The sequence below is a fragment of the Pseudomonas extremorientalis genome (genome assembly GCF_024584605.1).
Taxonomy (GTDB): domain Bacteria; phylum Pseudomonadota; class Gammaproteobacteria; order Pseudomonadales; family Pseudomonadaceae; genus Aquipseudomonas; species Aquipseudomonas extremorientalis.
The window spans coordinates 2777736-2798130 of the sequence record NZ_CP089519.1 but is presented as its reverse complement, the minus strand read 5'-3'; the positions used below and the strand labels follow the sequence as shown (position 1 = coordinate 2798130).

The 20395-nt window shown below is 59.6% G+C and carries 19 protein-coding genes; 7 read left to right on the top strand and 12 right to left on the bottom strand.

Features of this window, described 5'->3' with window-relative positions:
• The first annotated feature begins 151 nt into the window (after positions 1–151).
• Together LUU92_RS12465 and LUU92_RS29210 are read left to right on the top strand one after the other, a co-directional pair.
• Positions 152–4777, top strand: coding sequence for an RHS repeat-associated core domain-containing protein (locus LUU92_RS12465; protein ID WP_257103722.1), 4626 nt, complete (start codon positions 152–154; stop codon positions 4775–4777).
• Positions 4774–5184 (top strand): DUF6896 domain-containing protein, encoded by a 411-nt coding sequence (locus LUU92_RS29210; protein ID WP_071490046.1) that lies wholly within the window; start codon positions 4774–4776, stop codon positions 5182–5184. The genes LUU92_RS12465 and LUU92_RS29210 overlap by 4 nt, the downstream gene beginning before the upstream one ends.
• Positions 5185–5221: 37 nt before the next feature.
• Here LUU92_RS29210 and LUU92_RS12460 read toward each other — a convergent pair whose 3' ends face one another.
• Positions 5222–5659, bottom strand: a complete 438-nt coding sequence (locus LUU92_RS12460; RefSeq protein ID WP_058425721.1) for a DUF3995 domain-containing protein — start codon at positions 5657–5659, stop codon at positions 5222–5224.
• Positions 5660–5752: 93 nt separating this feature from the next.
• Between LUU92_RS12460 and LUU92_RS12455 the strand changes: the two genes are divergently transcribed.
• Both LUU92_RS12455 and LUU92_RS12450 read left to right on the top strand, forming a co-directional pair.
• A complete protein-coding gene (locus tag LUU92_RS12455) occupies positions 5753–6142 on the top strand; it encodes a DUF2946 domain-containing protein (RefSeq protein ID WP_058425722.1) in 390 nt (129 codons plus the stop codon).
• A gap of 95 nt (positions 6143–6237) precedes the next feature.
• A complete protein-coding gene (locus tag LUU92_RS12450; protein WP_257103721.1) occupies positions 6238–8364 on the top strand; it encodes a TonB-dependent receptor in 2127 nt (708 codons plus the stop codon).
• 138 nt (positions 8365–8502) lie between these two features.
• On the opposite strand, the gene LUU92_RS12445 is transcribed toward LUU92_RS12450, so the two are convergent.
• On the bottom strand, positions 8503–9519 hold the full coding sequence (locus LUU92_RS12445; protein WP_257103720.1) for an ABC transporter substrate-binding protein: 1017 nt from the start codon (positions 9517–9519) through the stop codon (positions 8503–8505).
• A 134-nt stretch (positions 9520–9653) separates the two neighbouring features.
• Positions 9654–10103 carry a hypothetical protein gene (locus tag LUU92_RS12440; RefSeq protein WP_050554011.1) on the bottom strand — a complete coding sequence of 150 codons (450 nt, stop codon included), beginning with the start codon at positions 10101–10103 and terminating at the stop codon, positions 9654–9656.
• Between the two features lie 35 nt (positions 10104–10138).
• Between LUU92_RS12440 and LUU92_RS12435 the strand changes: the two genes are divergently transcribed.
• The 3 genes from LUU92_RS12435 to LUU92_RS12425 all read left to right on the top strand — a co-directional run bounded on the left by LUU92_RS12435 (position 10139) and on the right by LUU92_RS12425 (position 11440).
• Complete coding sequence (locus LUU92_RS12435) at positions 10139–10795, top strand: hypothetical protein (RefSeq protein ID WP_231999497.1); 657 nt, start codon at positions 10139–10141, stop codon at positions 10793–10795.
• 110 nt (positions 10796–10905) lie between these two features.
• Entirely contained in the window at positions 10906–11136 is a 231-nt protein-coding gene (locus LUU92_RS12430) for a hypothetical protein (RefSeq protein WP_071490050.1), read from the top strand.
• A gap of 67 nt (positions 11137–11203) precedes the next feature.
• Positions 11204–11440 (top strand): DUF2789 domain-containing protein, encoded by a 237-nt coding sequence (locus tag LUU92_RS12425; protein ID WP_071490051.1) that lies wholly within the window; start codon positions 11204–11206, stop codon positions 11438–11440.
• A gap of 7 nt (positions 11441–11447) precedes the next feature.
• Here LUU92_RS12425 and LUU92_RS12420 read toward each other — a convergent pair whose 3' ends face one another.
• The 9 genes from LUU92_RS12420 to iolG form a co-directional block, all read right to left on the bottom strand.
• Positions 11448–11651: a hypothetical protein gene (locus tag LUU92_RS12420; RefSeq protein WP_071490052.1), complete on the bottom strand. Its 204-nt coding sequence runs from the start codon at positions 11649–11651 to the stop codon at positions 11448–11450.
• Between the two features lie 114 nt (positions 11652–11765).
• The gene (locus LUU92_RS12415; protein WP_371322055.1) at positions 11766–12998 is read right to left on the bottom strand and encodes a methyl-accepting chemotaxis protein; all 1233 of its coding nucleotides are present in this window, start codon (positions 12996–12998) and stop codon (positions 11766–11768) included.
• Positions 12999–13543: 545 nt separating this feature from the next.
• Complete coding sequence (locus tag LUU92_RS12410; protein WP_003191666.1) at positions 13544–13948, bottom strand: TraR/DksA family transcriptional regulator; 405 nt, start codon at positions 13946–13948, stop codon at positions 13544–13546.
• 331 nt (positions 13949–14279) lie between these two features.
• Positions 14280–15302 (bottom strand): ABC transporter permease, encoded by a 1023-nt coding sequence (locus LUU92_RS12405; RefSeq protein ID WP_016975559.1) that lies wholly within the window; start codon positions 15300–15302, stop codon positions 14280–14282.
• Between the two features lie 26 nt (positions 15303–15328).
• Positions 15329–16882 carry a sugar ABC transporter ATP-binding protein gene (locus LUU92_RS12400; protein ID WP_071490054.1) on the bottom strand — a complete coding sequence of 518 codons (1554 nt, stop codon included), beginning with the start codon at positions 16880–16882 and terminating at the stop codon, positions 15329–15331.
• Between the two features lie 65 nt (positions 16883–16947).
• Positions 16948–17877 (bottom strand): sugar ABC transporter substrate-binding protein, encoded by a 930-nt coding sequence (locus LUU92_RS12395; protein WP_071490055.1) that lies wholly within the window; start codon positions 17875–17877, stop codon positions 16948–16950.
• Positions 17878–17925: 48 nt separating this feature from the next.
• Positions 17926–18102: a hypothetical protein gene (locus LUU92_RS12390; RefSeq protein ID WP_163033238.1), complete on the bottom strand. Its 177-nt coding sequence runs from the start codon at positions 18100–18102 to the stop codon at positions 17926–17928.
• Positions 18103–18253: 151 nt separating this feature from the next.
• Positions 18254–19282, bottom strand: a complete 1029-nt coding sequence (locus LUU92_RS12385) for a Gfo/Idh/MocA family protein (RefSeq protein ID WP_071490056.1) — start codon at positions 19280–19282, stop codon at positions 18254–18256.
• Positions 19283–19372: 90 nt separating this feature from the next.
• Complete coding sequence (gene iolG, locus LUU92_RS12380; protein ID WP_092245565.1) at positions 19373–20383, bottom strand: bifunctional inositol 2-dehydrogenase/D-chiro-inositol 1-dehydrogenase; 1011 nt, start codon at positions 20381–20383, stop codon at positions 19373–19375.
• Positions 20384–20395 lie beyond the last annotated feature (12 nt).

Here is a 20395-nt window from a genome sequence, read left to right as displayed (position 1 = left end):
GGTTTATCGCTTTTCGGTGTAGCACTTCGGGCTGACTTTTCGCGGTTTTTCCCCCTGCGTAGTGGGCTCTTTCTGAATTTTCCAACCGTTCATCCAGCCGCATTTTGCTGCGGCATGCTCCGACGCCTTGCCCTTTGCCGAGACGTCATGGATGACCCACGCTGCCCACATTGCCCTGATCGAATTTGAGCTGGATGGCTTTCATCAGAGCCTGGTGATTTATCGCCAGCAGATGAACGCCTGGTATTCGCGCGCGCTGGATTCAGTGAGCCATGCGGCTGACATGCCGTCGTTGCTGGGGATTGACCGGGTATTGCGGGTTGGCGATTCGCAGCGTTCGGTGAGCCTTTCCGACACTGACTTTTCGACCGTGACCCGCTGCCCGATGGGCGGTGAACTGAAGATCGAGAGCAAGTTCGAGTCGGTATATGACGTACCAATCGGCAATATCCCAGTTGAGGTCATCGGCCTGGATGACGGCAGTTCCAGCGTAATCATGCTGGATGAACAGGGTAAGGGCTCACATCACTGCGCGGCGGGTGGGCGCTATCAGGTGCGGGTGCAGGGCGGTGTTTCCAGCGAGCAAGTCGACGCGTTGTTTGCCTCCTACGACGGGTTGATGGGGGATCTGCAGCAGTGGCTTCGGGAGCAGTGGTCTGGCTTTAAACCGCACTGGGAGCGCTCGACCGCCAGTGCGATTGGCAGCGGTCTGTTGGCGGGCAGTTGGGCGGCGATTCACGACGTGTGGGACAGCATCAAGCTGGTACAGGCGATTCTTGAAGACCCGATGCAGTTCGCCGAGCAGTTAGGTGATCAAGCCGCCAAGTTGGCACAAGTCGCCACCGATACGCCAAAGGTCATGGAGCAGGCCATGTTGCTGGCCAGTGACGAGGCGGCGCTGTACCTGATGGTACGCACGGCGATGCTCTGGCTGGACGCATTACCGCCCAGTGAAATGGCCGAGGTAGCGGCAGGGTTTGTGGTGTCGCTGCTGATTGACCTGGTGATTGGCGCCGTGTTGACCATCGCCTTGCCGGCCGCGGGTGTGGCGTATTTGAGTTTGCGGTTGGTCAAGTATGGAGTGCGGATTCTTGAGGCGGCGGTGGGTTTTGTTAAGGGTCTTCTTGCGATTCTGACGAAGTTCATGCAAGCGGTGGATCGCTACAAGGCGGTGGCGGTTCGCGGGGTGGTCGGCGGGCTCAAGCAAGGCACGATGCAGATGCGCTGGAAGGCGCGGCAGAACGCGGTGCTGAAGCAGAAAGAGCATGTGGATGATGTGCCGGTTTTTGCTCGAAACCCGAATGGGGATGCGGCGGCACCTGCGGACAAGACCGCCACCAACGGCTGCCCGGTGTCGATGGTCACCGGCGAGGAACTCCTGACCCTCACCGATGGGACGCTGGACGGGATCTTGCCGTTTGAGTGGACGCGGTTGTATCGCACCAGTGCGGTTGAAGTGGATTGTGGGTTGGGGTTTGGCTGGAGTCATGCGCTGGCGCATCGGCTGAGTGTTTCCGGGGATTCGGTGCTTTGGACCGATCATGAAAACCGCTCCACCACCCTGCCCTTGCCGTCTACTTCTCGCCCCGCAATCACCAACAGTCTTGCCGAAGCCGCAATCTATCTGGGTTCGTCGCCTGATGAACTGGTGCTGGCCCAGGCGTCACGTTTCTACCACTTCCGCGACGGTGTGCTGACAGCGATCAGCGATGCGTATGACAACCGCCTGCGCATTTCCCGGGATTTTCTGGGGCGTATTGAGCGGGTGGATAACGGCGTCGGGCGCTCGCTGTTTTTGCGCTACGCGTCGGGCCGCATCGTGGCGGTGGATTACCAGATTCATCGCGTTATGGATGACGGTCCGTTTGTGTGGGTGACGGAGCAGACGGTTGTTTCCTACGCCTATGACGACTTGGGACGACTGGTTTCAGCGACCAACGCGGTCGGCGAAAGCGAGGTTTATCGCTACGACGAACAGCACGTCATCCTTGAACGTGGCTTGGCCGGTGGGGCGAGTTTCTTCTGGGAGTGGGAACGGCCTGGCAAGGCGGCGCGGTGCATTCGGCACTGGGCCAGTTTCTCGCAGATGGACACGCGTTATGCCTGGGATGACAACGGCCAGGTCACGGTGTTTAACGCCGATGGCAGCCAGGAAGTCTACGTGCATGACCAGCGGGCGCGGCTGGTGCAGCGGGTGGATCCGGATGGGGCCGAGCATTTCAACTCCTACGATGACAGAGGCCGGCTGACGGTTGAGCAGGACCCGCTCGGGGCGATCACGGCGTATCAGTACGACGAAGCCGGGCGCTTGGTGGCGGTGTTTCCGGGGGACGATGAGCCGACGACCTACGAGCATGATAACGGCTTCGTACGGGTTGTAAGGCGGGGTCAGGCGGTTTGGAAGTATGAGCGCAACGATCAGGGCGATGTAACGCGCAAGACCGATCCAGACGGTCACGTTACCGATTACACCTACAACAAATACGGACAGCTGATTGGGGTTTGGTACCCGGACCACAGCTGTCAGCGGCTGGTGTGGAACGAGCGTGGGCAGTTGCTTGAGGAGCAGTTGCCCAATGGTGGGATCAAGCGTTATCGCTATGACGATCTGGGGCGACAGATTGCGCGTGAGGATGAGCATGGCGCGCTGACCCAGTACCAGTGGAACGACGTTGGGCGGTTAGTCCAGGTCGTCTTGCCGAGCGGCGACACGCGTAAATATACCTACAACGCTTACGGAAAAATCACCGCCGAACGCGACGAACAGGGCCACGTCACCCACTACGAATACGCCGACGGCCTGCATCTGATCAGCCGACGCATCAATGCCGATGGCACCCAGGTCAAGTACCGCTACGACAACGCGCGGTTACTGCTGACCGAGATCGAAAACGAGGTGGGCGAGACCTACCGGCTCCAGTACCACAACAACGGCCTGATCCAGCAGGAAATCGGCTTTGACGGTCAGCGCACGGCGTACGTATACGACCTCAACGGCAACCTTCAGGAAAAGACCGAACACGGCGATGACGGCAGTCAGCTGGTTACCCGTTACCAGCGCGATCATGCCGGACGCCTGATCAGAAAAACCCTGCCCGATGGCAATACCGTCGATTACACCTACGACCGCCAGGGCAATCTCTTAGGCGTCGAAGACGGCCACTGGTCACTGGCCTACGAGTACGACAGCCAAAACCGCCTCACCGCCGAACACCAAGGCTGGGGCACCCTGCGCTACGGCTACGACGCCTGTGGTCACCTGCAAAACCTGCGCCTGCCGGACAACAACCGCCTCACCTTCACTCACGACAAAGGCGGCCACCTCGCCACCGTCGAACTGAATGGCGCAGTACTCACCTCACACCTGTTCAAGGCCGGTCGCGAACAGCAACGCCAACAAGGCCAACTGTTCAGCCACTACCAACATGACCACCAAGGCCGCTTGTTCAACCAGAGCATCAAAGATGCCGAAGGCCCGGTCTATCGCCGTCATTACGACTACGACAAATCCGGCAACCTCACCCGCCAGCTCGACACCCGCAAGGGCGAACACCGCTACCACTACGACCCACTCAACCGCCTCACCCGCGCCGACCACACCCAAGCCGATCAGGAACGCTTCGGCCACGACCCCGCCGGCAACCTGCTCATGCACAACCGCCCCGGCCCCGACATCGTCGCCGGCAACCGCCTGATGATTCAGGGCGACCATCATTACGACTACGACGCCTTCGGCAACCTCATCCGCGAACGCCGCGGCAAGGGCCACGCACTCGTCACCGAATACCGCTACGACTGCCAGCACCGCCTGATCGGTATTAAAAAACCCAACGGCCAGACCGCCAGCTACCGCTACGACCCGTTTGGGCGGCGTATCAGCAAAACCGTCGACGATGTAACCACTGAGTTTTTCTGGCAAGGCGACAAACTCATCGCCGAACACCACTCGGATCGGCATCGCAGCTATCTCTATGAACCAGACAGCTTTCGCCCGCTGGCGCTGCTGGAAGGCTTCGGTCCAAAGGAAACCAAGGCCTACCACTACCAGCTCGACCACTTGGGCACCCCGCAAGAACTCACCGCCCCGGATGGCGAAATCGTCTGGTCGGCGCATTACCGTGCCTACGGGGAAATCACCCGCCTCGACATCGGAAAAGTCGACAATCCGCTGCGTTTCCAGGGTCAGTATTTCGATCAGGAAAGCGGGCTGCACTACAACCGCCATCGCTACTACAATCCGGATGTTGGTCGGTACCTGACGCCGGATCTGGTGAAGCTGGCGGGTGGGATCAATGCGTACCAGTACGTGCCCAATCCGACGGGATGGGTGGACCCTTTAGGACTGAGTGCCTGTCCCGGGGAGGACAGCTGCAAACTACAGACAATCCCAGGCGCGGACGATCCAACCCAAAAAGCACATGTGGACGATGGAGTTCAATCGCCTCCCCTCATCCACGGAGTTAATGCGGAAACCTTGATTCGAACACACACCATCGAGGGCAAACGCTCAACCAAACGGGTTGAGAGAATTGCTCTCAGCATGCGAAGCGATGGGTACAAAATCAACGAACCCATTGAAATACTCGAACACAACGAACGGCGCTATATTGTTGACGGGCATCATCGTGCCTCGGCAGCAAGACAAACACATACGCCAGTCACCTTAAAGTTAATCACCGATATATATAGCCACAAAACCACGTTCAACAGCATTGAAGAAGTGATAGAAGCATCAAATGCGGTTGGGCTCGATAGATTGGATAGGCCAAGACGATGAAAAATCAGACCCTGGAAAATTTGATAGCCGAGTATTTGACGCAAGTAAAAATAGCGACTGACTTGCTTGAACAAACTTTTGGAACCAAGAACATTCTCAGGCTGTGGCACTCCAAAAAAATTCCGCGACGAGGATTTGTCACCGACGGCGTAACCTATGAGTTGCATGGCATTGGATGCAGCGTTTATCTATCTGAACTCTGTGTCGACTTTGATTACGGCCCGAATGAAAGAGTCGATGGATTCGACCCGTGGAGACTATATATGTACGCGTGCGAGGTACCATGCAGATACAAGAAATATACCAATAAAGACTCGCTTGAGCGTGATTTCAGCGAGTACCTGAAAAAGGGCAAAGCTCAGAAAATCTCTGGATCCATGTCCAACTTGTACTTCATACAGCCTTGATTGCATGGCCTGATCCAATGATCAGGCCCTCCACTTCTCACCCCCACGCCACCACCAACAACCCCACCCCCAACACCAGACACAACGGCGAATAAAAATACGTATCCCACCGCGCAAACCTCGACCCACCGACCTTCTTGAAGAACCCGACCAACTCCGAATCCCCAATCGCCCGGGCAAACATCAGTACGGCAATCGCGCTGATGCCCCACTGCAACGCCCCATGGGATACCGCCGAGAAGTACAACCCGGCGCGCAGGCACACCAGCAGTGCAATGGCCACCAACCCCATCGCCACCAGGAACGTGCCCAATGCCGAGGGCTTGAATGCAGGTCTGGGTCCGTTGGCGAATTCGCCGGGCAGTTGGGGAATGGCGGCCTGGAAGCCGAGTTTGCCGCCGGCGGCCCAGTACAGGTGGACCATGCTGATGCAGGTAAAAACGCCGACAATCCATCGTGCGACAACGAAGCTCATGGCTGGCTCTCCCTGAAAAGGTGCGAAACAGGATAGTCGCCCTGAGATTTTTTGCAGGCATTTCGTCGGCGGCTGATGGTAAAGTGCCGCCCCATGAAACTTGCCCGTGCCGACCGCTCGCTCATTGCCTGGATGCTCTACTGCTGCGTCCTGTTCAATGTGTTCGCCTGCAGTATCGGGCATGGGCAGATGGTCGGGATGCAGCTCAATGGCATCGGCGGCCAGTTTTGTACGGTGGACCCACGTACCCAGGCGCCCAAGCCGTCCAATTCCACTGAAGAGAATTTGCCGACGCTGTCCAAGGCGTTTGGCTGCCCGCTGTGTTCCACGGGCGGCATGGGCCCGGCGCTGAGTTCCAGCCTGAACGTGGCGGTGTTGCCACAGCCCCATGCTCCACCGCCTGCCATCGTCCTGGCTGCCGATATCCCTGCCCGCTTCACCTGGCCTGCGGCCAATCCGCGCGCGCCGCCTGCCTTCGCCTGATGCCTTCGCTTTCCGATCTGCACTGAGTACCGTTTCCGCAAGGAAGTACGGGCGGCTGTGCGTTGTTTTCAAGCCAAGTTTTTCAGGATTCAACCATGAAACATCTCCCCCTGTTGGCAGGCCTGTTCGGCTGCCTGCCTGTCTGCGCCTGGGCCCTTGAGTTGGCCCCGACCACCATCGATGGCGCGCAAGCCGACGAACCCGGCCTGGCCCTGGATCAATCCAGCGGCGTGGCGTCGCGGTTGGGCTTGAGCGTGCGGGAAACCCCGGCGTCGGTGGCCATCGCCAATCGCAGTGACATCGAGCGCCATGGCGCCAAGACCTTCCGCGATGCCGCCAACACCTTGCCCGGCGTCAACGCCAGCGCCCCGCCGGGGTTCGGCGGGTTTGTTTCCTATCGCGGCTTTACCAGCAGCCAGATCACCCAGATGTTCAACGGTATCAACGTCGCCACCGGCCTGGCGCGCCCCGTGGATGCGTGGATCTATGACCGGGTGGAACTGGTGGGTGGCCCCTCCTCGCTGATCAACGGCGCAGGCTCCGTGGGCGGCTCGCTCAACTACGTGACCAAGTTGGCCACCCGTGAGGAACAGGCCGCCGAAGGCCAGCTCACCTACGGCAGCTACGACACCGCCGGCATGGCCTTCGGCGTCAATCATGCCCTGACCGAACCTGGCGCCGAGATGCAACATTACGCACGCCTGGATGTGAGCCGCAACACCAACCACAGCTACATCGACCGCGATCAGCGCGACGCGTGGAGCCTGGCGTTTTCCCTGCTCAGTGACCTCACGCCCGACCTGTCCCACACCCTGGCGCTGGAATACCAGGATGAGCACGAAGACAGCCCCTACTGGGGCACACCGGTGCTCAACCCCAAGGCAGGCGAGTTGAAGATCGACAGACACAACCGCTTCAACAACTACAACGTCGCCGACGGGCGCTACGAACAACGCACGATCTGGGCACGCTCGATCATCGACTACCGGCTCAACGACAGCACCACGCTGAAAAACACCCTTTACCATTTGGACAGCCAACGCGATTACCGCAACCTGGAAACCTATCAGTACAACGCGAACAACACGGCGGTAAACCGCTCGACGGCCTATCAGGTACGTCATCAGGGCGAACAAAACGGCAACCAGTTCGAACTGCGCCACGACGATAGCCTCTTCGGCCTGTCGACTACCTGGTCCGGCGGCTTCGAGTACAAAGTCAACAGCACCACCAACACTCCGTGGAATGTGCCAGGCAACAGCACGGTAGACCCGAACAACTTCGACCCCGGACACTTCTTTGACCTGCCGCGGACCCGGGAACGCTTCGGCAAGGACAAGACCAACGAAGTCACCACCAAAGCACTGTTCGTGGAAAATCGCCTGGGCCTTACCGACACATTGTCGCTGCTGACTGGCCTGCGTTATGACGCCATCGACCTGGATGTGACCAACCACCGTGCGATAACCGCCACCAACCCCGGCCACTTCAAACGCAACTGGGAACCGGTGACCGGCCGTGTGGGCCTGACCTACCAGTTCATCCCAACGGCTAATGTGTATGTGCAATACAGCACCGCCGCCGAGCAACCGAACACCACCACGCAAGTGTTTGATGTCTCGACGGGCAAGCAGTGGGAAGTGGGCAGCAAATTCGACTACCTGGACGGGCGTGGCTCGGCCACCGCTGCTGCATACAAGATCGAGCGCAAGGACTTTGCCGTCACCGACCCGCAGGACCCCAGCAACAGCATTCCGGTCGGTGCGCAGTCATCCAAAGGGATCGAATTGGCCAGCTCGCTGCGCATCACGCCAAGGCTGCTGGCGGAAGGCAACTTCGCCTGGGTAGATGCCGAGTACGATGACTTCAACGAGAAAATCGCCAGTGGCGCCGTGGTGTCGCGCAAGGGCAACACGCCAACCAACGTGCCCAAGCGCGTGGGCAATCTGTGGCTGACCTATGATTTTGCCGAGGACTGGCAAGGGGGTGTGGACGCGCGATATGTAGCCCAGGTGTATGCAGACAACGCCAACACCCAGACAGTGCCAGCCTACACCCTGTTCGGAACGTTCCTGCGCTATAAGGTCGATTCGCACACCTCAGTGACGGGCCGGGTGCGCAACTTGACGAATGAGGTGTATGCCGAGTTTGCCCATGTGTCGCCGGCGTATTACTTGGGCTCACCACGAACCTTTGAGTTGGCGGTGCAGACCCGGTTCTGATCCTGGAATGCAGCTAAATGTGGGAGGGAGCTTGCTCCCGATAGTGTTGGATCAGTCAACCATGCCGTGACTGACTCGCTGCAATCGGCAGCAAGCCCCCTCCCACACCTGCTTCGCATTGAACTGAAAGATCCGTGGTTATTTCAGGCTCGCCTCAACCTTCTGCGCCACATCCTCAGTCAACCAGGCCTTCCACACCTCGGGATGCTCCTTGAGAAACGCCTGGGCCACCTCACGTGGCGCCGTGTGGTTCTCACTCATGCTCGCTAATGCCTTGTTCAACGGCTCAATCGGAAACTCGACCTTCTCGAAAAACTGCACAATCTGCGGATGCTCTTTCTGGAACGGCGTCGAGACCCCGATACTCAACTTCGACGCCAATGACCGGGTCGGCTTCGGATCAGGGTTATCCGCATCCGTCAGGGTTTTCCACGCATCGGCATCAAACGGCGGCTCTTCCAGCTGGATCAACTTGTAACGCCCCATCAGCGGCGTCGGCGACCAGTAATAGAACAGCACCGGCTTGCCGCGCCGGATCGATGAAGCGATCTCCGCGTCCAGTGCCGCGCCCGAGCCACTGCGGAAGTTCACGTAGCTGTCATCCAGGCCGTAGGCCTTGAGCTTCTGTTTGTTGACCACTTCCGAGGTCCAGCCGATGGGGCTGTTGAGAAAGCGCCCCTTGCCGGGGGATTCGGGGTCCTTGAACACATCCTTGTAGCGTGCCAAGTCCTTCACGCTCTTGAGGTCCGGCGCCAGGGGCTTGATACCTTTGGCGGGGTCGCCCTTGACCACGTATTCCGGCACCCACCAGCCTTCGGTCGCACCCTTGACCGTGTCACCCAGGCCCACCACTTTGCCTTCGGCCTCGGCCTTGACCCACACCGGGCTGCGGCCGGCCCACTCTTCGCCGATCACCTGGATGTCGTTCTTTGCCAGGGCGGTTTCCAGTGTGATGGTGGTGCCGGGCAAGGTATCGGTGGGCAGGTCGTAGCCCTTCTCGACAATCACCCGCAGCACTTCGGTGATCAGGCTGCCGCTTTCCCAGTTCAGGTCGGCAAAATGTACCGGCGCCTCGGCGGCGCTTACCGGCAACGTGGCCACTGACAGCCCCAGTGTTGTCAGGGACGCAGCCAACAGCGTTCTCAATCCTTTCATGCCTTCGCACCTCGCGATATCGCAGCCAATGGCGGACGGCTTTGCTGCGTATGCGCGAAGCCTCTGAATAGTTAAGTCAACTCAACTGTAGTAGAGGTTCCGGGAGATAACGGGTGTTCGCGTTTTTTTGCTGATTATTCACTGGCCTTGAAGGTGACCAGTTCGCCCTTGCGCCATTTGGCGGCCTTGCCGGTGACAGCCTTCAGGGTTTTGGTCAGGCCTTCCTGCAATTGCTCGTTGGCGGCGAACACCAGCATCACGCTGTGGCCTTCCTTGAACACGATGCCCTGGCCTTCGGCCGACGACACAAAGGCGTAGTCGCCCAGGCCGTACACCGTCAACTTGATGTCGCGGAACTTCAATTCGAACTTGCCGCCCTCACGACTGGGCAATACCGCTGCACGAAAATGGTCGCCGACCTTGAGCTCAAGGCGTGGTTTGTCATCCACCACCATCGCCGCCTCGGTATCGATTTCGGCGATGTAAATGCCTTCCGGCGTCTGCTCGGTGATGTAGACAAAACGGGATTGGAACTGTTTGACCAACTTTGCGCGCAAATCACCCAGCACGAACAACGCGTGCATATCCAGATTACTGACTGCCAAGGAAACGCCCCCACATGGAAAAGAGCGCTGTCCGCCAAAGCGGGCAGCACAAAAAACGGCCATCACGGCACGATCACACAACTCATTCTTTGAAAAAACTGAAGAAAATCCTGCTGTCGAGCCGAAAGACTAGTACAGACATGCGCGATGGGCCTTGTGCAAGGTCATCAGGCGCCACAGGAGATCACAGGTTCAACGGCCCGAGAATACGGGTCGACCAACTTCAGAGAATAACCCAATTAAAAATGCAGTTTTCCGACATGCATACACAAATAAACACGCTGTCATGGAACCGGACGCTGACTGCTGACGACAATACTAAAACAGCAGCATGGATCAAGACCACTCAAAACGCTGCAATCCAGTCATCCCGCAAGATCGAAAAGGAGCAGGCCATGCAAAGATCACCCTACAGCGCTATGTCTTCGCAAACCCGTTCATCCTGTCAGGACGAGGCGCAATACTACCGCTTGAACAGCTTCGAGGGGTACCCGGATTCGGTTCTTTACCAAGTCGTACCTGCCGGCCGGAACTTCTTCCACGTGCGCGAAGTGCTCAGTGGCCGCATCAAAGGCTTCCGCAGCGACCATGTCAAGGCCTGCGAACTGGCCAAAAAACTCGAAGCCGTGTTGCACGCCCAACATGGAGCTATCGTTTCGTCCGCCCGGTAACTTTACCGCGCCGCCGACCCGCAACAACTGCCATACTGGCCCGTCCACTGAAGTTTGCGCCCCACGGGCCAGGTTTCTCCAGTGCAGTTATCTCCAAGGGAAGGCTCTACGTGACGGAATTTGATATCGGCGAATTTTTCATCCATGGCGACGCAAGGGAAGTAGACGGTGAGTTTCAAGCAGTGATCGTGATGCGGGCCAAGCCACCGCTGACCACTGTCAGCACGCACCAAGTGGAAAAAGACCGCTGGTTCAAAACCGTCGACGCAGCCGCCGCCGCTGCAAAAGAGGCCGCCAGGGCGTTAAAGACTGCCGTGGATGCCGGGGCCCTTAATTCCTGAACATTCGATAGAACTCCGCCGCGCTACAACCCTCCCATGCATAACGCCCCCCTGCATGGAGAACGAAATGGACGCGCCAATCCCCACCCTTGAAACCCTGTTTGAACAATTGGGCCTGGATTCAACCCCGGACGCCATCGATGCATTTATCGTCGCCCATCCGTTGCCTGAAGACGTGAAACTGATCGATGCGCCATTCTGGTCTGCACAACAAGCCAGCTTTCTCAAGGAAGAACTGCGTGACGACGCCGAATGGGCTATCGCGGTGGATGAGCTGAACCAGCGCCTGCATCAGTCGCACTAAACAGCCCTCAATGCAGGCTGTCTGACTGCTCCAGGCGCATCAGCGCCTGCCAGGCAGCCCTGCACTCCTCTGCCTCATCGCGACTTGCGAACGCCGTGCCGCGCTGCTCACCGTTGAGCAATACCACCCAACAGGCCTTTTGACCCAATGCCCGCAAGGCATGCGGTACACCACTGCCAATCATCACGGCAACATCGACTTTGTTTTGCATGGTGCTTCTCCACAGCATTAGTTAGCTGGCTAACAATGTTGCCCATGCTACGGTTTTACGTCCGCTTGAAAAAGCTATTACCGGAATAGCTCCCTTGCATAAACGGCAATAATCCTAACGCCCGCCTTTCGCGGCCTCGGGCTTGTAACCCAGGCGTAAACCGCCCCAGTGCCGGCCCTTGACCATGATCGGCACCGACAGATCGTGCATCAGCTCACCCGTGTCGCGGGTATAGGTTTGCAACAACACCGCCTGCTGATGGCTGCCGCAGCGGATTCCGGTACGGTCTTCAAACTTGCGTTTGGTGCGGTTCTGCACGGCGTCCACCTGCGCATCGCCGGTCAGCGCCTGCGAAAAAGCCTTGTTGTGGGTTGGCACATAGCCCTGGGGCGTGCAGGCGATGGCGAACACCAACCCTTCATGACGCGGCAACAGCGCCTCCTGGATCGCTGGCAATACCTGGTCGGTGTAGCCGTCGAAGCGGGTGTGGTACTTGATTGGGCTGGTATTGGCGATCGGCGTATAGCTGCGGTCGAACAGGTCGTCCAGGCTGATGCGGTTCTGTTGCACATCGGCTTCGAATTGCGCGGCAATCCGACTGGCACCTTCGCGGGCCAGGTCATAGATGCGCTGGTGATAGTCATCCAGCCCGACTTCCGCCAGGCGCTCGCTGATGGTTTCGGCCTGGCCTTCCATTTGTACGGCAGCATCCGCCAGCTGGCGGGTTTGCTGATCGCTGACGGCCAGGTCGCTGCGCATCTGCTCCACGGCATGGAACAGGCTGTCGAGCTGGGTGCGGTTGGTGTCGGTACCCTGGGCGATTTCATTGACCTGGCCTTCCACATCCGCCGCCAGGCTGGCGATATTTTGCAGCTGCTCGCCAGCGTGCTCTACCTGCTCGACACCGGTGTGCAGGTCCGCCGAGAGCTGGCGAATCTGCTCTACCACCTGAGCAGTGCGTTGCTGGATGTCGGCCACCATCACACCGACTTCATCGGTGGCCGTGGCAGTACGCCCGGCCAACCCACGCACTTCATCCGCCACCACGGCAAACCCGCGACCATGCTCACCGGCCCGCGCCGCTTCAATCGCCGCGTTCAGCGCCAGCAGGTTGGTCTGGCTGGCGATGGACTGGATCACCAGGGTCACCCGCTGGATTTCCTCGCTGCGCTGGCTCAAGGCCTCAATCAACTCACGGCTGGCATTGGCCCGCTGGCTGAGCTGGTGCATGCGGCTGATCGACTGGGCAAGCACTTCACGGCCTTCGGTGCTGCGCTGATGGGCCTGGCTCGCAGCCCCCAACGCCTCACGGCTGAGCTGGGAGGTGACTTTTTCGGTGCCGATCATCACCTCGGCACTGCTGACGATCTGCCTGGCCGCGCTCAACTGCGACTGCAGGCGCGCCGCCAGTTGCTTGACCGAATAGGCCACGCCGGCGGCGGAAAGTGCGTTGTGGCTGGTGGTATACGACAGATCACGAGTCAACTCGCCAATGGCATCGGCGGCGTCGGAAGCTGCAATCACTGGTGTGCGACTTTTCAGGCGAGGCAGCCAGATCACCAATAGGACCAGTGGCAGGCAAAGGTAGAGCGGCAGGCTGGCGAACGCGAGGCCCAGCAGTACCAGCACCAGGGCGGTGCTCTGCAACAACGGCGTGAGCCAGCCGGGCAGCCCGCGCGCCACCGGTTGCGGTGACACGGCTGCGCCCATCAGAGGTCCGTCTCCAGCCATCTTCGTTACCCCACTGCTTGTCATTATTGTCACTGCATTAAACGCCACTATCGGGCCATTATCCATGGGCCTTTAGTGGGGTAGCTTGCAGCAGATCAATAGACGGGGTGTAACGGGTCTTGCCCTGGGGAACCGCGTGGCGGCTCCCCAGCTTCAACGCATCAGGCTTGGCGCTGGTGCTTGTCGATCTGCTCGTGGCGCTCTTGCGCTTCGATGCAGTACTTGGTGGTGGGGCTGATCAGCAGGCGCTTGAGGCCGATAGGCTCGCCGCTGTCGTCACACCAGCCAAAGGAATCTTCCTTGATGCGCTCCAACGCGCGCTCAAGCTGCGGCAGCATGCGCTGGTCGCGGTCGATGGCGTTGACCAGCCAGGTACGCTCTTCTTCAACGGAAGCGGCGTCGGCCGGGTCGGCCGGGGTGTCAAGGCTTTCAATGGCGATACGGTTCTGTTCAATGCGCTCGTGGTGTTCCACTTTCATGTCTTGCAGCAACTTCTCGAAAAAAGCGTGCTGTTCGGCATTCATGTAGTCATCCGCCGGCATGGCCAGCAACTTTTCCTTTGTCATTGATTTCTCTATAAAAAATACGTGCATTAAGGCGAATAAGGGAGCGTTCCGGAAGGCCTCTGCAGGTCTCGGAAAGGCGCCGTCCATTTCAAGCGCCACCCGGCACTCAATTTACGAGGGGCGGCAGTCTAAGGCCGACTTGAGAGCGCAGCAACTGAAATGACAGGCATTTTTTCCCGGATAACCCCAAAAGGCACCAGGACGGGCTTGGCGAATGGTTATCGGAGTGCGTTTATAGCAGGAAAGTTCGTGAAGCAGCTATAAGCCGCAAGCGGCAAGCGACAAGCTGCAAACATCAGCATGCTTGCAGCTTGAGGCTTGCCGCTGCGCCTCAGCGCTTGAGCTTGCGCTTGTTGCGGTATTGGTCGATGACCACAGCCACCACAATGATCAGCCCCTTGATGATGTCCTGGATATACGCATCCACCCCGACAAAAGTGAACCCGCTGGCCATCACCCCGAGGATCAGCGCGCCGATCACCGTGCCGGTAATGCGCCCTACCCCGCCCGCCAGGCTGGTGCCACCGATCACTGCGGCGGCAATCGCATCCAGTTCATAGGACATGCCCATGCCCGCCTGCCCGGTCGCAGCACGTGCCGAAGCCACCACCCCGGCCAGACCTGCCAGCAAACCGGCGATGCTGTACACGATGATCAGGTGGCGCTTGACGTTGATCCCAGAGGTGCGCGCCGCCTGCATGTTGCCGCCGATGGCGTAGGTGTACTTGCCGTATTTGGTGTAGCGCAGGGCGATGTGGAAGATCACCGCCACCACCAGGAAGATGATCACCGGCATCGCGCCGTGGCCAATGGCCGTGTACGAGTCCGAGAGCATGCTCACCGGCTGGCCTTCGGTGTAGTAACGCGCCAGGCCACGGGCCGAGACCATCATGCCCAGGGTGGCAATGAACGGCGGAATGCCGGTGACAGCAATGATGCTGCCGTTGATCGCCCCCGCCAACAGTCCTACGCCCAGCCCCATGGCCACTGGAATCCATACCGGCAAGTCGGTCAGGCTGGGGAACACCGCCCGGGAAAAGTCGGACGTCTGCGCCAAACTGGCAGCAATCATCGCCGAAAGTGCCAGCACCGAGCCCGAAGACAGATCGATCCCCGTCGTGATGATCACCTGTGTCACGCCAATTGCCAGCAGGCCGATGATCGACACTTGCAGGATCATCAGCACCAGGCGCTGGGAGTTCATCAGGAAGCTCTGATCGCGCACGATCCAGCCGAACAATTCAAACACCAGGCCAATGCCGATCAGCACCAGGAAGATGCTCAGCTCGGTGGGCATGCGTCGACGACTTTTGGTTGGCACCGTCGCAGGTTTGTTATCCGTTATTGCGTTCATAGCCCATCACCTTTTTATTCTGTACGTCAGTGGACTGCGGTCATCCCGGAGGCCAACTGCATGACTTTTTCCTGGGTCGCATCGCTGCGGTCCAGGGTGCCCATCAATTCGCCCTCGTGCATCACCATGACCCGGTCGCTCATGCCCAGCACTTCGGGCAGCTCGGAAGAAATCATGATCACCGCCATGCCTTCACTGGCGAGGAACGAGATCAGCCGGTAGATCTCGGCCTTGGCGCCCACGTCAATGCCCCGGGTCGGTTCATCGAGGATCAGCAGGCGCGGGTTGGTCATCAGCCAGCGCGCGAGCAAGGCCTTCTGCTGGTTGCCGCCGGACAAGGTGTCGATGCACTGCTCAAGGGAGGGGGTTTTCACCCGCAGCTTCTTGCACATGTCTTCGCACAGCGCTCGCAGGGCTTTCTGCTGGATAAAGCCGTTGCCGGTGTAGTGCGGCAGCACCGCCATTTCCATGTTTTCCAGCACCGACAGGCACGGGAACAGGCCACTGAGCTTGCGGTCCTCGGTCAACAGGGCAAAACCTTTCTCGATGGCCATGTGCGGGTCGGTAATGCGCACCGCCTTGCCATCCAGGGTGATCTGGCCGCCGCTGCTGGGGGTGATGCCGAAAATGGTTTCGGCCACGTTGGTACGGCCCGAGCCCATCAACCCGGCGATGCCGAGGATCTCGCCAGCATGCAGATCGAAGGACACGTCCTTGAACACGCCGTCCAGGCTAAGGTCGCGTACCGACAGCAGCAGATCGCCGATGGGCGTCTCGCGCACCGGGAACAATTGGCTCAGCTCACGACCGACCATCATCGAGATCAGGCTGTCGCTGTTCATGCTGTCGGCGCGCTGCAGGCCGATGTACTGGCCGTCGCGGAACACCGCCACTTCATCGGCGATGGCGAACACTTCGTTCATTTTGTGCGTGATGTAGACGATGCCTTTGCCTTGGGCCTTGAGGTCGGCAATGATCGAAAACAGATGGGCCACTTCCTTCTCGGTAATGGCCGAGGTCGGCTCATCCATGATCAGGATGTCGGAGTCATAGGACACCGCCTTGGCAATCTCGACCATCTGCCGTTCGGCGATGCTCAGGTTGCCCACGTGTTCCTCGGGGTCCAGGTTGATGCGCAGGCGCGCCAGCAACTCGGCGGTGCAGCGATGCATTTCGCGGTGGTTGACCATGTGCAGGCTGTTGAGCTGCTCGCGGCCGATCCAGATGTTCTCGGCGATGCTCATGTGCGGCATCAGGTTGAGTTCCTGGTGGATCATCGCGATCCCGGCCTTCTGGGCCGCCAGGGGGGTTTCAAACACAATCGGCTTGCCGCGCAGGCGAATCTCGCCGGCATCGGGCTGGTAGATGCCAGCGATGATTTTCATCAGCGTCGACTTGCCCGCACCGTTCTCGCCCATCAGCGCCAGCACCGTGCCAGGGCGAACGCGCAACTGCACGTCGGCCAGGGCCACGACGCCGGGAAAGCCTTTGCTGATGTTGACGATTTCCAGCAGGTAGGGTTCGTCCAGCGGCAGCGGCTGGATACCGGGAGGCTGCGAGACAGCGGCTTGAGCGAGCATAGGGAGGTACTCCATCGGCAAGGCGGGCACGACCGCCCTGCCGGCTTATTGTTGTTATGTAGGGACTACTTGAAGTCTTTGACGTTGTCCGGAGTGATCAGCTGGAACGGGATCACCACGTTCTGCTCGATGGGCTCGTTCCGGGCCATCTTGCGCGCGGTCTCCACCGACTTGTCCGCCTGGCCCTTGGCATCCTGGAAGGCCGACACGGTCATGTCCCCCTTGGTGATCGCGTTCAAGCCGTCCGGCGTGCCATCGACACCAGCGATCAACACGCCCTTCTTGCCCGCCGATTTCAGCGCCATGGACGCGCCAATGGCCATTTCATCGTTGTTGGCCAACACCGCGTTGAATTCACGGCCCTGGGTCAGCCAGTCGTTGACCAGGGTCATGCCCTTGTCACGCAACCAGATCCCGGTCTGTTCCTGTTCGATCTTGATGCCCGGGTATTGGGTCAGGACTTCCTTGACCCCCTTGGTGCGGTTGGTGGTGGAGTTGTTCGCCAGATCGCCCAGCAGGATCACGATATTGCCCTTGCCGCCGAGCTTTTCGGCGATGTACTGCATCTGCAGCTTGCCGGCCTCGACGTCGTCGGAGGTCACCGCCGCTACGCCCGGCGCCAGGGTCGGGCTGTCAGGACGGCGGTTGACGAACACCAGGGGGATTTTCGCCGCCGTGGCGGCCTTGATGATGTTGGCTGTCGAGGCGGTGTCCACCGGGTTGACGATGATCGCGTCGACTTTCTGGCTGATAAAGTTCTCGACCTGGCTCAACTGCTTGACCACGTCGGCACGGGCATCTTCGAACTGCAACTGCACGCCGTCACCCTTGGGGTAGGACTTGGCTTGCTTGTCCATGTCTTCGCGCAGGTAGGTGAGGAAGGTGTCATCGAAGGCGGACATGCTCACGCCTATCTTGAGATCGGCAGCCGCGGCAACACCGCTGGCGAGCAGCATGGACAAGGCCAGCGCGGTAAAACGGATCGGGGTCTTCATGAACGGTCTGTCTCCACTTTCTTGTTGGTTTTCTGGACGTTGCGTTTATCAGAGCTCGGCAGGCAGCCGGACGACCGGCGCGCCGGGAATGCAGCACACCAGCGCGCCCTGGTTTTCGACGCACAGCACATTAAGGAAGGAGAAGTAGAACGGCCGAGCGCGGGGCAGTCCGCGTGGCGTGTGGGCAGGGCGTAAAACTCGCAGTACAGCGTTGAAGATTTTCATCTGACGGTACCTGGTTGTTTTTGATCTTGTTTTTGTTGAGTCGCCAGGATCGAGTCCGGACGTACTTTCTGCAACCTGGAAAAGACTTTATTGGAAAATAATTTCCATATCAACACTATTTAGAATTTTGTTCTATTTTTATCGAAATCTCCTACAGCAGAGCCGTCTCGATCACTTGTCGGCGCTCCGCGCTCAGGCGCGCGGCGTCCAACAGGCGAGTGGTTTCCAGCGCTTCATACGCATCCACCGGCAGCGGTCCCTGCCCTTGCACGGCTATTTGCAACTGGCGATAGAACTGCGTCCAGCAGCCTTTCTCCGACGGCACTCGCTCGCGTTCCGCGCCTTGCTCGAACCAGCCCCAGCGTCGGTGTTCCTCTGCCCCCCAATGCTCGCCTTCGGTTTTCGGCGACTTGCCGGCCAGCAGCGCTTCTTCCTGACCGTCCAGGCCGTCGACGGTGTAGCAACCGGCGGTGCCACTGACTCTGAAACGCGGGGCCTGACAGTTCTGCAAGGCATTGCCCCACAAGTGCGAGATGACGCCGTTGGCATGGGTCAGGGAGACAAAAAAACCGTGGTCCACCGTGGGGTGTTCGGCGGTGTAGTGCAACTGGGCGAACACCCGATCCACCGGGCCGAACAGTTGCAGGGCCTGATCGACCAGGTGGCTGCCCAGGTCGCGCAGCCAACCGCCACCGCTGGCGTTGCCCACGGCTTGCGGGCTGTAGCGCTCCACGCGGGATTCAAAGCGGGTGATTGTGCCCAGGGCGCCGGCGTCGATGAGTTTGCGCAGGGTCAGGTAGTCCGAGTCCCAGCGCCGGTTCTGGTAGACGCTGAGCAGCGAGCCCTGGCGTTCGGCGGCTGTGATCAATGCCTGGGCCTGTTCGGCGCTGGCGGCGAAGGGTTTGTCGCTGACCACGGTTACGCCGTGCTCGATGGCCTCGAGTACCAGCGCGGGGCGGCCCTTGAGGGTGGTGGAGATGACCAGGGCGTCGACGCCGGCTTCGACGATCTGGCCGATGGAGTCGAAGGCCTTGAGGCCTGGGTGGTCGGTTGCCAGTTGCTGGCGGCGTTCCGCAGACCTGGTGACCACGCCGACAAATGTGGCACCGGCCAATGTGGCAATCAGCGGCGCATGAAAGAAGCGCCCTCCATGGCCGTAGCCGACTAGTCCGATTCGCATACCTACACTCCTTGCTTGAAGTGAAAACCCGATTCAAATGTGGGAGGGGGCAAGCCCCTCCCACATTTTTCACAGCATTTCTTCAGTGATTCAGCCGTAGAAACGTGGGCGATCCGGCAAGCTCACCTTCACAATCTGCTCACTGCCCTGCGCTTCAATACACGCATCCGCCGCCACCGCTGCGGCAAAGCCATCCCACGCCGACGGCCCACCGACCTGCCCGGCGCGCACACTGTCGATGAACGCCTGCAATTCCACGTCATACGCGCCGATAAACCGATCCTTCCAGTCCATCAGGATCGCGTTGGACAACTTCGCGCCACTGCGCAGTTGCACCTGGGAAGGCTCCGGCAGCTTGGCGATGCCGGTCTCCCCCACCACTTCACACTGGATGTCGTAGCCGTACTGGCAGTTCACAAACACTTCCACGTCGATGCGCGTGCCCTTGGCGGTTTCCAGCAGCACGATCTGCGGGTCACGCAGGTGGGCCAGGGCCTTGCTGGATTTGCGCGGGAACACTACCTGCACCGACACGTAGTCGTCATTGAGCAGCCAACGGAGCACATCCAGTTCGTGGATCAAGGTGTCGGTGATCGCCATGTCGGTCTTGTAGTTTTCGCCCACCGTCGGGTTACGGTGCGCGCAGTGCAGCATCAGCGGCTCGCCGATCTGGCCGCTGTCGATCACGGCCTTGAGTGCGCGATAGCCTTCGTCATACGGGCGCATGAAGCCGACCTGCACCAGGCGCTTGCCGTAGGCGACTTCGGCGTCGACGATCCTGCGACAGCCCTCGGCGGTGACCGCCAGGGGTTTCTCGCAGAACACCGGTTTGCCGGCGGCAATCGCTGCGAGCACAAACTCTTCGTGGCTCGGTCCCCAGGACGTCACCAGCACGGCCTCGACCTGCGGCGAGTTGATCAGCGCATGGCCGTCGGCGTACACCTCGGCGTCCAGCTTCAAATCGGCGACGACCTTGGCGGCCTGCTCCAGGTTGATGTCAGTCACCGCCACCACCTGGCTGTTGAGCAAGGTCTGGCTGCAACGACGGATATGGTCCCGGCCGATAGCGCCTGTACCGATGACACCTAGCTTCAAAGACATACACACACTCCT

Excerpts from the sequence above, each read along its gene's own strand:
- LUU92_RS12450 (WP_257103721.1), top strand. The coding sequence starts at position 6,238 with ATGAAACATCTCCCCCTGTTGGCAGGCCTGTTCGGCTGCCTGCCTGTC.
- LUU92_RS12415 (WP_371322055.1), bottom strand. The coding sequence starts at position 12,998 with ATGATCGGCACCGAAAAAGTCACCTCCCAGCTCAGCCGTGAGGCGTTG.
- iolG (WP_092245565.1), bottom strand. The coding sequence starts at position 20,383 with ATGTCTTTGAAGCTAGGTGTCATCGGTACAGGCGCTATCGGCCGGGAC.
- LUU92_RS12420 (WP_071490052.1), bottom strand. The coding sequence starts at position 11,651 with ATGCAAAACAAAGTCGATGTTGCCGTGATGATTGGCAGTGGTGTACCG.
- LUU92_RS12405 (WP_016975559.1), bottom strand. The coding sequence starts at position 15,302 with ATGAACGCAATAACGGATAACAAACCTGCGACGGTGCCAACCAAAAGT.
- LUU92_RS12455 (WP_058425722.1), top strand. The coding sequence starts at position 5,753 with ATGAAACTTGCCCGTGCCGACCGCTCGCTCATTGCCTGGATGCTCTAC.
- LUU92_RS12435 (WP_231999497.1), top strand. The coding sequence starts at position 10,139 with ATGGAAAAGAGCGCTGTCCGCCAAAGCGGGCAGCACAAAAAACGGCCA.
- LUU92_RS12445 (WP_257103720.1), bottom strand. The coding sequence starts at position 9,519 with ATGAAAGGATTGAGAACGCTGTTGGCTGCGTCCCTGACAACACTGGGG.
- LUU92_RS12395 (WP_071490055.1), bottom strand. The coding sequence starts at position 17,877 with ATGAAGACCCCGATCCGTTTTACCGCGCTGGCCTTGTCCATGCTGCTC.
- LUU92_RS12465 (WP_257103722.1), top strand. The coding sequence starts at position 152 with ATGACCCACGCTGCCCACATTGCCCTGATCGAATTTGAGCTGGATGGC.
- LUU92_RS12410 (WP_003191666.1), bottom strand. The coding sequence starts at position 13,948 with ATGACAAAGGAAAAGTTGCTGGCCATGCCGGCGGATGACTACATGAAT.
- LUU92_RS12460 (WP_058425721.1), bottom strand. The coding sequence starts at position 5,659 with ATGAGCTTCGTTGTCGCACGATGGATTGTCGGCGTTTTTACCTGCATC.
- LUU92_RS12390 (WP_163033238.1), bottom strand. The coding sequence starts at position 18,102 with ATGAAAATCTTCAACGCTGTACTGCGAGTTTTACGCCCTGCCCACACG.
- LUU92_RS12425 (WP_071490051.1), top strand. The coding sequence starts at position 11,204 with ATGGACGCGCCAATCCCCACCCTTGAAACCCTGTTTGAACAATTGGGC.
- LUU92_RS12400 (WP_071490054.1), bottom strand. The coding sequence starts at position 16,882 with ATGCTCGCTCAAGCCGCTGTCTCGCAGCCTCCCGGTATCCAGCCGCTG.
- LUU92_RS12385 (WP_071490056.1), bottom strand. The coding sequence starts at position 19,282 with ATGCGAATCGGACTAGTCGGCTACGGCCATGGAGGGCGCTTCTTTCAT.
- LUU92_RS12440 (WP_050554011.1), bottom strand. The coding sequence starts at position 10,103 with ATGCACGCGTTGTTCGTGCTGGGTGATTTGCGCGCAAAGTTGGTCAAA.
- LUU92_RS29210 (WP_071490046.1), top strand. The coding sequence starts at position 4,774 with ATGAAAAATCAGACCCTGGAAAATTTGATAGCCGAGTATTTGACGCAA.